This window comes from Priestia sp. 10L35, assembly GCF_056395685.1.
In genome coordinates, this window is the sequence record NZ_JBFTKA010000002.1 from 484,106 (window position 1) to 498,838 (window position 14,733).

The window sequence follows — 14,733 nt, forward strand, 5'->3', positions numbered from 1 at the left end:
CTTTTGTAAAGAAGCGTAATCACTCAATACAACTTTCCTATTTCTTAACTGCTCTGTACAGAGTAGCTCTACTTATCTTAGTTATTTCCTCAATTTCTTTAACAGTCAACTTATTAGTGTCCCTGTTATGAAATAGCTCAATTGCATGTTGTAACCCTCTATGTTTCTCTGTATACTTCGCAGGTCTACCTTTATATACACCTCTTTTTTTGGCTTCTTCAATACCTTCTAATTGTCTTTCCTTAATCATGTCTGCTTCAAACTCTGCAATACCAGATAGGACAGTGATCATCAACTTGCCAATAGCTGTTGCTGTATCAACCTTATCCCCACCCATATTTAAAACAACAAGAGAAACACCCTTGTTGTTTAAGTACTCAATTGTACTTAAAGCGTCTTTGGTACTTCTGGCAAATCTGTCTAACTTTGTAACCACAATGGTGTCACCTTTTTGTACCGTCTCAAGAAGAATATTAAATTGCTCTCTTTCCTCTTTCTTCCTTCCAGATACTTTCTCCTTAAAAATTAAGTCGCATCCTACTTCTTCCAATTGTCTGATTTGTGCAGTTAAATTTTGACCTACACTAGATACACGAGCATAACCATATTTCATAACTAATCATCCTCTATTTTTGATATATGTATATGAGACACTTCAAACTCAAGTATATCAATGAAGTAATAATGTATCAATAGAGTGTAATCAAAGGAAATAAAATGTATTTGCAACTGTTAATATGTTATTAGTGAAGATTAAATAATTAAAATTCACAATACATAGATACCTAAATCCATTTTTGAAATTGATTAAATGAGATGTAAAAAAGGGGTGTGAGAGTGAGAAAGAACTTTGTTATTTCTCAGCAAAGCGATATAGTGGATTTTATTTTTTGGCATGTTCGTTATGAGAGAAAGAATTCAAATTGCCTTCTAAAGTTTTAATCTTAATAATTTTCTCTTTAGCTTCTTTAAGATTTATTTGAGTTACTTTTGCTCCCTTTCTTATTCGCTTTGCACACAAAAAAGGCAACCCCCTTTGAATATGGAAGTTGCCTTAACAGTTCAGGTAGTTTTTTTATTATAGACAATTTTTAGCCTTCATGACTATTTACCTACCCTCTAAAAACCTTATTATATCAACGTTTAGTAAGGATTTCGCAGATCTTGAATCAGCTGACCTACTTGTTTTTATCATTCGAAAAATCACCTTACTTAATGTCAATAAATGTTTTTATCCTACTTTTCTACTATACTCCAAACAAAATGACTTTAAAAGAGATAATGGGCTATTTTTTGAAACTCTTGTCAATCTTTTCTCCCTATCAATAAAGAAAAACAGCACATCAATGTGCTGTTTTTCTCAAGTTTGTATGATTTATGACACTATATATCCTTAAATAGAATCAAATACTTGACGCAGTTGAGCTGCGCTTTTATTGATCGCCTGCTGAGCGAGTGGGACAAATTCATGAAACCCTAAAAATCCGTGAATCATCGTTTCATAATTTTCATAGGTGACGGGAACACCGTGATTTTTTAATGCGTCCGCGTAGTCTTTTCCGCTATCTCTTAGAGGATCATACTGTGCTGTAATAATGGTAGCGCTCGGTAGACTCGATAAATCTTCTAGTAATACCGGAGCGTTATAGGGATGCTGTTCTTCTTCTTTATTGTTTAAGTAGTGAAGACGAAACCAATCCATAAGATCTTTTGAAAGAAAATATCCTTCCCCATTTTCTTTCATAGAGGCAGGGTGCTGATTTTTAAATCCTACAGATGGATAAATAAGCAGCTGATGAACAATAGACGGACCCTGCCTTTCTTTTGCTAAAATGCTCACAACCGCAGCAAGGTTGCCACCGGCACTGTCGCCCCCGACGGCAATTTTGTTTGAATCGATATTTAATTGAGACGCATGAGCTGAAATCCAATCCAAGGCGTCATAGGCATCGTTTACTGCAGCGGGAAATTTATCTTCAGGAGCAAGACGGTAATCAACAGACACTACAATACAGTTTGTTTCATTTGCATACGACCTGCATATGGAGTCATGAGTATCCAGGCTGCCTAATACCCAGCCTCCTCCATGATAATAAACAAGAGCGGGAAATGGCCCTGTTCCTTCAGGTTCATACACTCGTATAGTGAGCGTATGTTCATTTAATTCAATTTCTTTATTATATACTTTTTTAACCGCTTCTTTGGAAGGAGTTAAAGACATCTTTTCCATTTCTCTCAGCTGCGGGGGTGTAACGTCCTCTAAAGCAGGACGGGGCATCTCATTATATTGATTTAGAAATATTTGAATATGCGGATCTAACGGCATTCTTCTTCTCTCTCCTTTCAGGGTAACCCTATATGTAATGATGAATGAAATTTCAGAAAAAATCCAATATATTGTCTTCTCGGCAGACTTTTGTTTGTTTTGATTAAAAATGGGTATAACAATTAAATAAAGAGGATGATATTCGTATATATTTTATTCTCACCTATATAAATATAAATACGTACAAAGGAGGCACACCGATGATTATTGTTTATATAAGCTTAGCTGTTGTTTTGGCATCACTTGCGTATCTTATTTACGCAGGCGTATCATTTAATAAAAAAATCAAGCCAACTGTGAACTCTGTAAATGCCACTTCTCAACATCTTCAAAACGAAACTGATTATATCAAAGAAAAAACAAATCATTTAAAAGTAACACAAGCAGCGATTAAAACCGATGTACAGTACAAAAAAGATTCGGTCAAATATACAGCCAACTCATTTAAACAGCTTGTGAATAGCTTTAAACGTTAAAAAAGGAAACCTCTATAAAGGTTTCCTTTTTTATTACATCGCCTGAGACGTATCTTTAGGAGGCGCAGCCGTTTTGTTTCGGTGATAAATAGCGTTAATCTCTCCTCCAATAACGAGAATTAACCCCGTTAAAAATAGCCAAAGCATCAGAACAATCACGCCTCCTAAGCTTCCATAAGTAGCAGAATAATTGCCAAAGTTGCTTACGTAAAATGAGAACCCTAAAGATGTCAGCTGCCATAACAGCGTAGCAGCGAGCGCTCCGGGCCATACATGGGCAAAAGGAAATGTTTTATTTGGCGCTAATCTGTATAATACGGATAAAACAAGTACCATAATGCCGACACCGATAATCCAGCGCAGAATATTTAAAACCACTGTTGTACCTGAAGGAAGAGAAAACCATTCACTTATCCAATTTAACAAAACCCCTCCGAACACTGGTAAAAGAAGCGATACAACAATTGTTACAATTAATCCAATTGTTAAAAGAATGGACAAGCCTCTTACTTTAATAAACGAGCGCTGTTCTTTCACGTCGTAGGCTTGGTTCATTGCACGAATAAAGGCGTTCATACCGTTTGAAGCAGACCAAATGGTTCCTAAAATCCCTACAGTCAGTAGTCCGCCGTTTGGTTGGCTTACAAATTGAGCTACGTTATCTTTAAAGATTGCAGCCGTTTCTCCCGGCATAACGCTTTGAAGGACATCGATTGCCTCTTCCGGTTTAATAGATAGATACGGAACAATCGATATCAGTAAAATAAGCATAGGGAATAATGATAGCATATAATAATAGGCTTGCTCAGCCGCTAGTCCCGTTGCTTGGTCTTCTTGAATTTCTTTACCAAGACTTTTTCCAAATGATAATAGCTTTTTCATGATAAACCTCTACTTTCTCTTTTTTTGTTCTTTTCCCATTTTATGCACTTTTCAACCTTGAAAGTGGAGAATTTCAAGCAAAATCTCAAATCAAACGACCAAGAGAAAGTAGAAAGATATTTCCTACACAAAAAAAGTTCCAGCTCAAAAGAGCCAGAACTTTTCATCAGAGTGTTTATGTAGAGAAGACTAGCGAATGTGTCCTTGTGCACCACTTAATTGCTGTTGCGCCATTGCAACAAGATGCTTCGTCATTTCTCCACCAACAGAACCATTTGCACGAGCTGTTTGCTCAGCGCCAAGCTGAACGTTAAGTCTTCCCGCGATTTCCGTTTTTAGCTGATCAAGAAGCTGTTCAGCACCTTGAACTAAAATAGGATTACGATTTGCCATGTTTATCACTCCTTTCCTTCAACAGCTTATATAGGTTAATGTTCCTTTCACTTGAAATTTTATACAACATCCCTCAAAAAAAGATCCCTGGCTATCGCCGAGATCTTTTTTTCTTTTTAAGCTTTTTTACACTCGTTCAAGAGGCATTGTGCAGCAGCGGAAAGAACCGCCCGACTTAATAATTTCAGATATATCAACTTCAATTACTTTATAGCCCCGTTTCCTTAACTCTTCATTCACTTCTGTATTCATTGGCAAGCTGATCACCCGCTGATTACCGATTGATAATACATTGGTTCCCATCGTAAACTGCTCTTCTTTTGTTACTTCAATTAAGTCATATTTCATGCGAAGTAAATTTAATTCTTTCTCATGTAAAGCGGGTGAAAATACGAGCGCTTCTGTAGGTGATAAAATATTTAAAACACAATCAAGGTGAAGATAAGACCGATCAATAGGAATCGGAACAACCTCATAGGCTGGAAGCAGCTCTTGGATATGCTCCACACCTTCTTTACTTGTACGGTCGCTGAGCGCAATAAAAATAGCTTGTCCATCAATCAGCACATCTCCTCCTTCAATAGGATGGTCTAGTACCTGATGGAAAGGAATATCTTGCTGCTGCAGCCAATCGGCTAGCACTTGTTCTTCTCCACTTCGAATCTCGCTGCCCATTTTCGTGACAATAACGGTGTCTCCGAGCGTATAGCCAATATCCCGCGTAAATACTTGTTCTGGAAATGGCTCTTGTGCAGATAGCCCGATGACTTCCACTCCTTCTTTTTGAAGGCATTCAACAAATTGACGGTGTTGCTTTGAAGCCAAGCTCTCATCAATATTTTCATCCGCATAGTGCTTTTGTGTTTCATTAATAATTTCTTCAATTTTCATATATGTAGGTGGGCAAACGACCACACGTTTTAATGTATCATACTCATTTTCACACCCATAACTATTCGTCATTTTAGCTGGCTGTTTCATTTGCATCTTTTTAATCCCCCTTCGTGCATTTATGTACAGTGTTCCCTAAATTACCCGAAACATAAACACGATTTTGCTGAGGAAGCACCCCTGCGCATCTATCTAAAAAGCTTTTTCAGGCAAGAAAAACAAAAAAACACAATACTTCTTCTAATTACAATAACTGTTAGTATAAAATAGTCTAGTAACTGTACAAAAAATTGGAGGTTAATATGAATAAAGTAGCGAACGCATTATATGCGAGCAGGAAAATTTTATTAGTACTATGGATAATCCTAATTATCGGATTTGGCTTTTATGCGGCTAAGCTTCCTTCTGTGCTGGGAGGAAACGGATTTGAAGTGAAAGGAATGTATAAAGATACCGAGCAGCTTTTAGTTGATAAATTTGACGTTAGCGAAGCTCAGATCATCGTTTTGTTTGAAAAAAAAGACGGAGTTTCTGACTCGAAATTCCAGCAAACGATCGCTCAGTATATGCAAAAAGCAAAGGGAAAATCAGACGCGTCGAAAGTCGACATGCCAACGGCTTCTAACAAGATGATAAAAGGAAGCACAGCGTATGGAATTATCCATTTTAATCACGATGATGGCACCATGGATAAACGAGTGGAAAAGATCAGAACTCTTTCAGCTGAAGAAAAAGAAATGAGTGTAAAATTAACCGGTGGTCCTATTATTGAAAAAGATATGAATACAGCAAGCCAAGCTGATTTAGCAAAAGCGGAAGCCATTGGTATTCCTGTTGCTTTAGTTGTGCTTCTTCTAGCTTTTGGCGGCGTGGTAGCCGCTGCAATCCCTCTTATGATAGGAATTGTAACCGTCGTTACCACCATGGGCGTTGTCTATTTCTTTCATCCGTACACAGAGCTGTCCATCTTTATTTTAAATGTGATTCCAATGATTGGATTAGCTCTTAGTATTGACTTTGCCCTTTTATTTATTAATCGCTTTAAAGAAGAAATTCAAACAAAATCGGTAGAACAAGCAATCAAAATTACCATTCAAACAGCGGGACGCTCGGTCATCTTCTCGGGATTATGCGTATTTATTGGATTAGCGGGAATGCTGTTTATTCAAGTGGATATTTTCCAAAACGTCGCTCTTGGAGGAATGGCTGTTGTTTTTATTGCTGTGTTTTCAGCTCTTACGCTTCTTCCTTCCATACTGGCTATATTAGGTACACGCATTAATCGTTTACGCATCTTAAAAGTCAGCGAACAAGGCGGTCAGTCTAGGTGGCGTTCATTCGCTATATTTGTCATGAAAAAGCCTGTAACTATGACGATTGTTTCTCTTATCATTTTGTTAGTAGCACTTATTCCCGTTCGAGACATGCATCTAGAAATACCGTCTTCAGAAGCGCTCCCAACAAAATACGAGTCTCGTCAAGCTTTTGACACGTATAACGATACGTTTATAAATAAAAACACGGCAGACGTTTATTTTGTGCTAGAAGCTAAGCAAGATATGCTAAATGAAAAGCCTTTAACAAATGCCTTTACTTTTATAAAACAATTAAAAGAAGATTCGTTAGTTAAGCAAGTCGATTCTATTTCTACCGCTTTAAACGTAAAATCAAGTGACCAGCTTCAAGCTATGCTGGAAAACCCGCAGATAAGTGCACAGACAAAGCCAGCTGTAGATTCGTTCATTAACGGACATTATATGCTCATAAAAGCTACGCTAGATACAGACCAAAATTCAGATCAAGCAAAAGATTTTGTTCGAAAATGGAAAGACAAACGGTCACCTTTCACCGTTCATATTGGCGGCTATCCAAAATTCGAACAGGAAATATTCGATGAAATTTATGAGAAAGCTCCATATGGTTTGGCTCTTGTTTTATTTTCAACGTATGTCATTTTAATGATTGCTTTTCGTTCTGTCCTCATTCCTTTAAAGGCTATCATTATGAATATTTTAAGCTTAACAGCTACGTTTGGTTTACTTGTATGGCTGTTTCAAAATGGACATTTAGGTCTTACCGAATCTAATATTGCTTTAGTACTGCCGGTCTTTGTTTTCGGCCTTGTATTTGGGCTTAGCATGGACTATGAAGTCTTTTTAATTTCGCGCATTCACGAAGTGTATCATCAAACCCGCGATAATAATGTGGCAACGGTAGAAGGCCTAGCTTCCACTAGTAAAATCATTACGAGCGCTGCTTTAATTATGATTGTAATTACAGGGGCCTTTGCTTTTACAGACGTAACGCCTGTTAAACAAATGGGTGTAGGAATTGCTTTAGCTATATTTATCGACGCAACAATTGTCAGAATGCTTCTTGTCCCTTCTCTTATGAAATTGCTTGGAGATGCCAACTGGTGGTTTTTCACTAAAAAACGCGATAAGTCCAGTTCCAACGAACAGTTAAAATCATAATAAAAAAACCCGCTCACTTGAGCGGGTTTTGCATTGAAGGCTTCTTTATCGACTTAATTTTGCAAAAGCGATAATGCCTTCTTCATCGTCTAATTCCAGTTCTAGTCCTGCTGCGTATGGGTCTACGTTCATTTCCGTATCCAGCCAAAAGCGCAGGGCTTCAATAATGTTCAAAGTAATATGAACCTGCTTACGATCATGCACGTATGACTCTGCTGAAAAACCGTAGTCATCATCATACATTAGCTCAATCTCTACTTCTTGAGGCTGAACTTGTTTCTTTTCTGCGATATACAAACACATCGCATTGATAATATCTTGTTCAGAAATTTTTATTGTCTCCAAGATTTCACTTCCTCATTTTTACGCTTGTTGCTACGTACGCTTTGGAATAACTTTACTACAAGAAGAATTAAAGCTACAATCACGAGCATGTTTACCATAAAGCCTAAAATTGGTCCTAATGGTCCTAAGCTTGATAGTAAGCTTCCGAATAATAAGCCCGCAATTCCTCCCATTAAAAGACCTTTCATTAAGCCGCCGCGCTTTGAGCTAGCCGCTGTACTTTTAGATGATGAGTTTTTAGACGTATTGTTTTGCTTAACTGAATTATTGTTATTGTTTTTAAATAAGCTTGATTGGTTATTGCTTCCGCTGTCAAAAGAGCGCTTTCCTGACTTATACCCTTTTGCGCTTGCTACGTTTGAACCGTCATGAATAAGTGATCCACCGACTGGTGAAAACACAACCGCTAATGCGATAAATGCGGCCAATAATTTTTTTACCATTGTTTTCCCTCCACTAAATGACTAACGTCACATATGTTTTTTCATATATGATTTCCATATATGTTCCTACGTTTCATCATACCAAAAGGTTTCACTTTTTTATATAAAAATGCATCAAGCTCCATCAAATGTTCACAGGATTAAACATTTGTACGTATTTCGTGCTTATATAACATCAGTTAAGTATAAATCAAAGGCATTCATAAAACTAACAAAGGTCCTTCATCTTTATTATATATAGCTTATTTTACACTTCGCCGAAAACATTATCTAAAATTTCTATTTTTGAGGTAGTGACTTTTGCAGAATTCTTTGTTTGCTCCACTAATTTAATAATGTCTTTATGGGCCTGCTTAGCACCTATTATTAATAATTAATAAAGGAACACCTATTACATTAATCTTTAACCTTCTTGAAAACAAACCTCCTAGTGTCATAGATAAGGGTACGGTGGGAGATGTATTGGAAAAAAGTATTTTCGTTTGTGATTCTCCTTTTTTATTTAGCAAATTGGCTAACTCATACATAGCAGGAACTACTACTTTTGAAGACCCTCTCCCTAATGTATATACTTCATTTTTTTCTTCATCATATCCATGAAAAATTAACTTCCCCATATCCTTAGAAGTCAATTTATTAAAAACATCAATATTTAATATTTCTTTATCAGTTGGTTCTCTATTAGCAGGGAGCTTTTTCAGATGGTAAGCAGCTGCCAATGCTGATGAATGTGTGCCTCCGTAGCAGTTATAAATATAAATCATCTTGTCATCTCCTAAATAACTAACTCTCCTTTCATTATGATCAAAATTTCTCTGCTCCATTCTTAGATTTCCCAGAAGAAATTCTATTCTTTCCCTATTAAAACCCGTACAAAAAACATCCTGGAATACAATTGTTACACTCCATTCTTTACGTCCCACAACTACTTCCCTCTTGATTGAAGTTTAAAAAGATTCAAGAAATTCTTGGTAATAGAGACATTCAAACAGTAACAATAAAGGATCTATATACTTATATGACGAATAACATACAGGAAAAAGATTTAGTGAATGGATGAAATTTGTCTCTGAAAGCTTCTAACATTGCACGTTTGTAGTTAATTCGTCTTCAATACTTCATATTATATACTTGCCCTTTCATAAATAAGAGCTTTCTCTTATATGAATATGTATAGATAGACTAAAGTTAAAAAGGAGAGATACGATGTTGAATGAACAGTTCCCATTATCAACAGCAAATTTATCAGATGCAATGGAAGGTGCAAATCACTTAGACTTTTCTATTAAGCCGTTGCAGCGTCATTACAAACTATTTGGACCGGCTCTTACTGTAGATACGCCTGCTGGTAATAATTACTCAGTGCTTGAAGCGATTCGATTAGCGGAGCCCGGAAGCGTGCTCGTCATTGATGGAAAAAGCTACTGTAACCGTGCCTTAGCAGGAGATTTCGTAGTAGCCATGGCGAAGCTTGTTGGAATAAGCGGTATTGTGCTAGATGGTGTTATACGAGATCAAGAAGATATTGAAAAACTCAATTTCCCCGTATTTTGTAAGGGCTCTACGATCGCAGCAAGCAGCAAAAAAAATAAAGGAATAGTAAATGAAACCATTTCCTGCGGGGGCGTAAAAATTCATCCTGGCGATTTTATTGCAGGTGACGATGGTGGAGTCATTGTCATTCCCAAAGAGGAAGCCGAAGAAGTATTAGCAAAAGCGCGGGAAAAGTGGCAAAAAGATAAAGACAGAGAAAATAAAGTATTAGTTAGCAAAGAAACGGTATATACGTATTTAGATAACGCCCTAAAATAAAAGACCTCCGCTTGGAGGTCTTTTATTTGTCATATTGTAAAAATTCTAATCGATTTCCGAACGGGTCGTGAACAAAAAAACGCTCTCTCCCTGCAATAGGCTCTTCTTCAGAAAGAACGCAGCCCCCGCGTACCAACTTACGTCTAAGCGTCTTGATATCTTCCACGACAAAAGCTGGATGCGCTTTTTTAGCAGGTATGTAGTCTTCTTGAATACTGATATGCACTTCTTGAGTCCCACATTGAAACCATATGCCGCCTCTGTGCCTTAAATTTTCCGGTTTAAGAACAGTTTTCATTCCTAAAAGATTTTCATAAAAATTTCTTGCTTCTTGCTCGCATCCTTCTGGACCAAGAAGCTGAACATGATCAATTCCTAGAAACATCCACAAACCCCTTTCAAAAACGTCTTCCTAAAAGTTATTAATCAATGACTCTAGGATTATGAATAACCTGCAGTTCTTTTACAGCTTGCTTCATTTCGCTTTTGCAAATTGGACAAGTTGGCTGATCTCCGCTTTTAAAGTTATCTCGAACCCAGCAATTACACGTATCTGATGTACATTCCCAAACTTTTGTTTCTTCAATAACAGCCGGCTCTAAATTTTTACGATTATACATACACATCGTCTCCTTTAAACAGTACTTTTTAAGTGGATAATAAATGAAGATTAACTTAGCGTGTAAATGTGGTAAATGGTGCAAGATAAAGTGATACTATACATCCGTAAATCAATCTTTGAGGAATACATACGGCGTCTTGAAAGACTAAAATAAAAATGAAGTTATAACAAAGCAGATAGCAGTTGCTTTTTTTAAAACAACGGGATAGTCTGAAAAGAACAAAAATGAAGATCACAAAAATTATATATTTTACTATTATAACAGAGTTTATAATTTTTTACAAATCAGCTTCCATTTACTTGTTTTGCTTTTCATAAAAAAAAGCGAGCACATGATTAGGCTCGCTTTTCATTTCTTATCGAGTTTGTCCGTTTCCACTCATAATATATTTAATTGTCGTAAGCGCAGGAAGTCCCATTGGACCGCGTGCATGAAGCTTTTGAGTTGAGATTCCAATTTCAGCTCCAAATCCTAAAGCTCCTCCGTCAGTAAAACGCGTAGATGCATTATGATACAGTGCGGCTGCATCCACTAAAGACATGAAGCGTGAAACGGCTTGTTCATCTTCTGAAATGATCGCTTCAGAGTGTTTTGTTCCATATGTTTCGATGTGATCAATCGCTTCATCCACACTCTCTACTACTTTCATCGCGATCGCTAAGCGCAAATACTCTTCAGCCCAGTCTTTTTCAGCCGCTGGTTTTGCTCCAGGAATTTCACCTACTGTCGCTTTGTCACCATATACTTCAATATTATGATCGTTGAATGCTTGAATCAATTCATCTTTATGAGAATCGAGCCAGTTCTTGTGTACAAGAACCGTTTCTGCTGCGTTACACACCGCTGGTCGATCTGTTTTTGCATTAATCAAAATTGGAATGGCCTTCTTAACGTCAGCTTGTTCATCGATGTAAATATGGCAGTTTCCAACTCCCGTTTCTAACACGGGAACCGTTGCGTTATTGACGACCGCTTGAATCAATGAGGCCCCTCCGCGTGGAATTAGCACGTCAATATGTTCTTTCATTGTAAATAATTCTTGCGTAGCCGCACGATCTGTACTTGAAATAAACTGTACCGCTTCTTTAGGGATTGGCGTTTCATCAAGAGCTTTATGAATAATGTCCACGATAGCTTGGTTAGATGAAACAGCTGAAGAACCGCCTTTTAACACAATGGCATTTCCAGATTTCAACGCTAGCCCTGTTGCATCTACCGTTACGTTTGGACGGGCTTCATAAATCATTCCGATAACGCCAAGAGGCACGCGTACTTGCTTTACATCTAGACCGTTATCCAATGTCCAGCTTGATAAAATATCTCCTGTTGGATCATCTAACTCAGCAACTTCACGAAGGCCGTTGGCAAATTCTTTTACACGTTCCGCTGAAAGAGCAAGGCGGTCCATCAGTGCTTCATCAAAACCTTTTTCTTTCCCGTTTTTTAAGTCTACTTCATTTGCTTTTAAAATATACTCCGTGTTGCTTTCAAGTGTAGAAGCAATCGTTAACAGTGCATCATTTTTTTGTTCTGTTGTCAGTAAACTTAATTGCTTAGCTGCTTTTTTTGCTGAAATAGCTTGTTCTTCTACTGAATACTTTTCATTTGTTTGTAACACCAAATCACTCCTGGATTCGTTTTAGTTTTGTTTGATTTTAAAGTGTGAGGCATAAGAGGTAAATGCAATCATGCAAAGAAAAGGAAGGGCTCCTTTTCTTTACAGCATGTTTGCTTACAAACCGACCGGTACTGGAATTTCTAAGTGACACACCAGACCTTCGCTGTCTACAATCGGTTGATCAATTGGCTCATTCATTGCAAGTTCATCAGATGAATAATTTGTCACACCAAGAGCCAGCTCATTTTCGTCTTTATCTAGAATACGTACAACTGCTCGTTCACTAAAGTGGCCTTTAATATATTTAACGTGCTCGCGAAGTAAAGGCTCTTTATCTTCAATAATTGCACGTTTCGCGGCATCTTCGACTACTATTTCCCCTTCAGGACCAGAGTTAAACGCAATCCACTGTTTTTTCTGATTAAGGTTCGCAGAATCATCTTCAGATTCAAAATACGTTCCTGTTGCATCTCCATCAACCGCTTGTGTTAAGATGTTTGGCACGCCGGCTCTTCCTAAAAATGCTGGAATTCCTGACGCCATAGCGATTTTGAACGCGTCAATTTTCGAGCGCATACCGCCTGTTCCAACTGAACTTCCTGAATCTCCTGCAGATTCTTCGATTTCTTGCGTAATTTCTCCTACGTGAGGAACTAATTTTGCATTTGGATCCTGGCGAGGATCCGCGCTGTATAAGCCATCGATATCCGATAAAATAATAAGCAGGTCGGAATCCACTAGTCCAGCAACTTTAGCTGAAAGTGTATCATTATCGCCAAATTTTAATCGATTGATGGTTACCGTATCGTTTTCATTGACAATTGGCACAATGCCGCGTTCTAACAGAACGTTAATTGTATTTCGTGCATTGTTGTAACGATTTTCGTCTGAAAAATCGTCTCTCGTGATTAAGATTTGAGAAGCAACGTATCCATGGGATAGAAACAGTTCTGAATAAGCCTCCATTAACAGTCCTTGACCGATTGAGGCAGCTGCTTGTTTTTCAGGTAAAGAGCTAGGTCGCTCTAAGCAGCCAAGCTTGCGGTACCCTGCAGCTACAGCTCCTGATGAAACTAATAGCACTTCATGACCGCTATCTTTTAAGTCTACGACTTGGTCCACAAGGCGCTCGAGCTTCCGTCTGCTGATTTCACCGTGTGAACTTGTTAATGAACTACTTCCAATTTTAATTACAACCCGCTTCTTATTGTCGGGACTCATCAAATCACTCCTAGTGTGTTCTGTATGTTTTCTTGTTTATGATTATTTTTTTGTGGTGAGGAATTCACGAAGAAGATAAGTGACGAATTAATTAGTACTTGCCACTTTTTGTAGTTGAGCACTCATTTCTTTTGAACGCTTTGATGCTCCTTTGACTGCTTGCATCATTGCTTCTCCGCCGCCGTGTTTAGCTAAGGCGTCTAAACCAGCTGCTGTTGTACCGTTTGGAGACGTCACATTTTCACGAAGCTCCGTCGGCGTTTCATCTCTTTCCATCATCATTCTTGCTGCACCGTAAATGGTTTGGGCGCCAATTTCACGTGCTAGCTCAGGATCGAGACCTTCTTCTTTAGCTGCTTTTTCGATATGCTCCATAAGGAAATAAAAATAAGCGGGTCCACTTCCGGCAATTCCTGTGAAAATGTCCATTTGCGGTTCATCAATCACGTATACTTTTCCGATTGCAGAAAGCAGCTCTTTTGCTGTTAGCACAGCATCCATTGCAGCATATTGACCTGGAGATATAGCCGTTGCTGATTGTTGAATCATACTTGATGTATTCGGCATCACTCGGATGACCTGCTGTTCATCATGCAGTAACTCTTCCATGTATGAAGACGAAATCCCTGCAAGAACAGATAGGACAAGCTGGTCTTTGTTGATCTGAGGCTTTAATTCGTTTAATGCCTCTTCAGCGCCTTTTGGCTTCATCGCTAGAATAAAAACGTCGATGTCATCTGTTTTCAGCTCGCTGCGCTTTACTGCTGTGATACCATATCTATTTTCAAGTTCGTGCAGTCGCGCATCATTGCTTCGGTTTGTTACGATAATATTTTCAGCAGGTAATTTCTTTGCATTGACCATACCAGAAATCATCGCTTCGGCCATTGATCCAGCACCTAAAAAAGCAACTTTTTGTTTTTGATCCATCAAATCTCCCCTGTCATTTGTTCGTATTTTTGTTCTCGTTTCTTTCAACGGTTCCTATAGTAACATGCTGAAAAAGAGTGTCAAGTTGAATTTAACCGTTTTTTTCCTCCTTGAGCGTATAACCTTATGCATATGTAAGCGTAAACAAAACTTTTTTAAATATTTTTTTCTGCAAAAAAAAACGATTTTTTTTATAAAAATACGTTTATATAAAGAAAATCGGGGCATACTATATAGTTTGGACTTTAAAATTTTTTTGCAAAAAATAGAGGAATTTTGAAAACGTTATTTGAACAATA

At 37.8% G+C, this 14,733-nt stretch carries 16 protein-coding genes and 1 pseudogene; 3 read left to right on the top strand and 14 right to left on the bottom strand.

Translation table 11 applies throughout. From position 1 onward, the window contains the following. Nucleotides 1-37 precede the first annotated feature (37 nt). From AC1DEF_RS08470 to AC1DEF_RS08480, 3 genes are all read right to left on the bottom strand, one after another. Nucleotides 38-613: a recombinase family protein gene (locus tag AC1DEF_RS08470; RefSeq protein WP_097823448.1), complete on the bottom strand. Its 576-nt coding sequence runs from the start codon at nt 611-613 to the stop codon at nt 38-40. Between the two features lie 270 nt (nt 614-883). Beyond that, nucleotides 884-1,021, bottom strand: coding sequence for a hypothetical protein (locus AC1DEF_RS08475; protein WP_176521222.1), 138 nt, complete (start codon nt 1,019-1,021; stop codon nt 884-886). 372 nt (nt 1,022-1,393) lie between these two features. Further along, the gene (locus tag AC1DEF_RS08480) at nt 1,394-2,326 is read right to left on the bottom strand and encodes an alpha/beta hydrolase (protein ID WP_043982402.1); all 933 of its coding nucleotides are present in this window, start codon (nt 2,324-2,326) and stop codon (nt 1,394-1,396) included. A gap of 200 nt (nt 2,327-2,526) precedes the next feature. Between AC1DEF_RS08480 and AC1DEF_RS08485 the strand changes: the two genes are divergently transcribed. Beyond that, entirely contained in the window at nt 2,527-2,802 is a 276-nt protein-coding gene (locus tag AC1DEF_RS08485) for a hypothetical protein (RefSeq protein ID WP_043982401.1), read from the top strand. A 33-nt stretch (nt 2,803-2,835) separates the two neighbouring features. On the opposite strand, the gene AC1DEF_RS08490 is transcribed toward AC1DEF_RS08485, so the two are convergent. The 3 genes from AC1DEF_RS08490 to AC1DEF_RS08500 form a co-directional block, all read right to left on the bottom strand. Further along, the gene (locus AC1DEF_RS08490; protein WP_043982400.1) at nt 2,836-3,684 is read right to left on the bottom strand and encodes a YihY/virulence factor BrkB family protein; all 849 of its coding nucleotides are present in this window, start codon (nt 3,682-3,684) and stop codon (nt 2,836-2,838) included. Nucleotides 3,685-3,873: 189 nt separating this feature from the next. Then, the gene (locus AC1DEF_RS08495; RefSeq protein WP_013056997.1) at nt 3,874-4,077 is read right to left on the bottom strand and encodes an alpha/beta-type small acid-soluble spore protein; all 204 of its coding nucleotides are present in this window, start codon (nt 4,075-4,077) and stop codon (nt 3,874-3,876) included. Nucleotides 4,078-4,203: 126 nt separating this feature from the next. Continuing rightward, nucleotides 4,204-5,064 carry a dimethylarginine dimethylaminohydrolase family protein gene (locus AC1DEF_RS08500; protein WP_097823449.1) on the bottom strand — a complete coding sequence of 287 codons (861 nt, stop codon included), beginning with the start codon at nt 5,062-5,064 and terminating at the stop codon, nt 4,204-4,206. A gap of 206 nt (nt 5,065-5,270) precedes the next feature. Here AC1DEF_RS08500 and AC1DEF_RS08505 point away from each other — a divergent pair, with 206 nt between their 5' ends. Continuing rightward, nucleotides 5,271-7,442: an MMPL family transporter gene (locus AC1DEF_RS08505; RefSeq protein ID WP_097823450.1), complete on the top strand. Its 2,172-nt coding sequence runs from the start codon at nt 5,271-5,273 to the stop codon at nt 7,440-7,442. Nucleotides 7,443-7,487: 45 nt separating this feature from the next. On the opposite strand, the gene AC1DEF_RS08510 is transcribed toward AC1DEF_RS08505, so the two are convergent. The 3 genes and pseudogenes from AC1DEF_RS08510 to AC1DEF_RS08520 form a co-directional block, all read right to left on the bottom strand. Continuing rightward, nucleotides 7,488-7,787: a YxcD family protein gene (locus tag AC1DEF_RS08510; protein ID WP_013056994.1), complete on the bottom strand. Its 300-nt coding sequence runs from the start codon at nt 7,785-7,787 to the stop codon at nt 7,488-7,490. Beyond that, entirely contained in the window at nt 7,775-8,230 is a 456-nt protein-coding gene (locus tag AC1DEF_RS08515) for a hypothetical protein (RefSeq protein WP_043982395.1), read from the bottom strand. Before AC1DEF_RS08515 ends, AC1DEF_RS08510 begins: the two co-directional genes overlap by 13 nt. A gap of 247 nt (nt 8,231-8,477) precedes the next feature. Next, a pseudogene (locus tag AC1DEF_RS08520) lies at nt 8,478-8,994 on the bottom strand (DUF3189 family protein). Nucleotides 8,995-9,436: 442 nt separating this feature from the next. Between AC1DEF_RS08520 and AC1DEF_RS08525 the strand changes: the two are divergent. Continuing rightward, nucleotides 9,437-10,042: an RraA family protein gene (locus tag AC1DEF_RS08525; RefSeq protein ID WP_097823451.1), complete on the top strand. Its 606-nt coding sequence runs from the start codon at nt 9,437-9,439 to the stop codon at nt 10,040-10,042. Between the two features lie 22 nt (nt 10,043-10,064). Here the strand turns inward: AC1DEF_RS08525 and AC1DEF_RS08530 are convergent, their stop codons facing one another. The 5 genes from AC1DEF_RS08530 to proC form a co-directional block, all read right to left on the bottom strand. Further along, the gene (locus tag AC1DEF_RS08530) at nt 10,065-10,427 is read right to left on the bottom strand and encodes a VOC family protein (RefSeq protein ID WP_097823452.1); all 363 of its coding nucleotides are present in this window, start codon (nt 10,425-10,427) and stop codon (nt 10,065-10,067) included. 37 nt (nt 10,428-10,464) lie between these two features. Beyond that, nucleotides 10,465-10,662, bottom strand: coding sequence for a cold-shock protein (locus AC1DEF_RS08535; protein WP_013056990.1), 198 nt, complete (start codon nt 10,660-10,662; stop codon nt 10,465-10,467). A 358-nt stretch (nt 10,663-11,020) separates the two neighbouring features. Next, a complete protein-coding gene (locus AC1DEF_RS08540) occupies nt 11,021-12,283 on the bottom strand; it encodes a glutamate-5-semialdehyde dehydrogenase (protein WP_097823453.1) in 1,263 nt (420 codons plus the stop codon). 114 nt (nt 12,284-12,397) lie between these two features. After that, entirely contained in the window at nt 12,398-13,504 is a 1,107-nt protein-coding gene (gene proB, locus AC1DEF_RS08545; protein WP_097823454.1) for a glutamate 5-kinase, read from the bottom strand. An 87-nt stretch (nt 13,505-13,591) separates the two neighbouring features. Further along, nucleotides 13,592-14,434, bottom strand: a complete 843-nt coding sequence (proC, locus tag AC1DEF_RS08550; protein ID WP_013056987.1) for a pyrroline-5-carboxylate reductase — start codon at nt 14,432-14,434, stop codon at nt 13,592-13,594. Nucleotides 14,435-14,733: the final 299 nt, after the last annotated feature.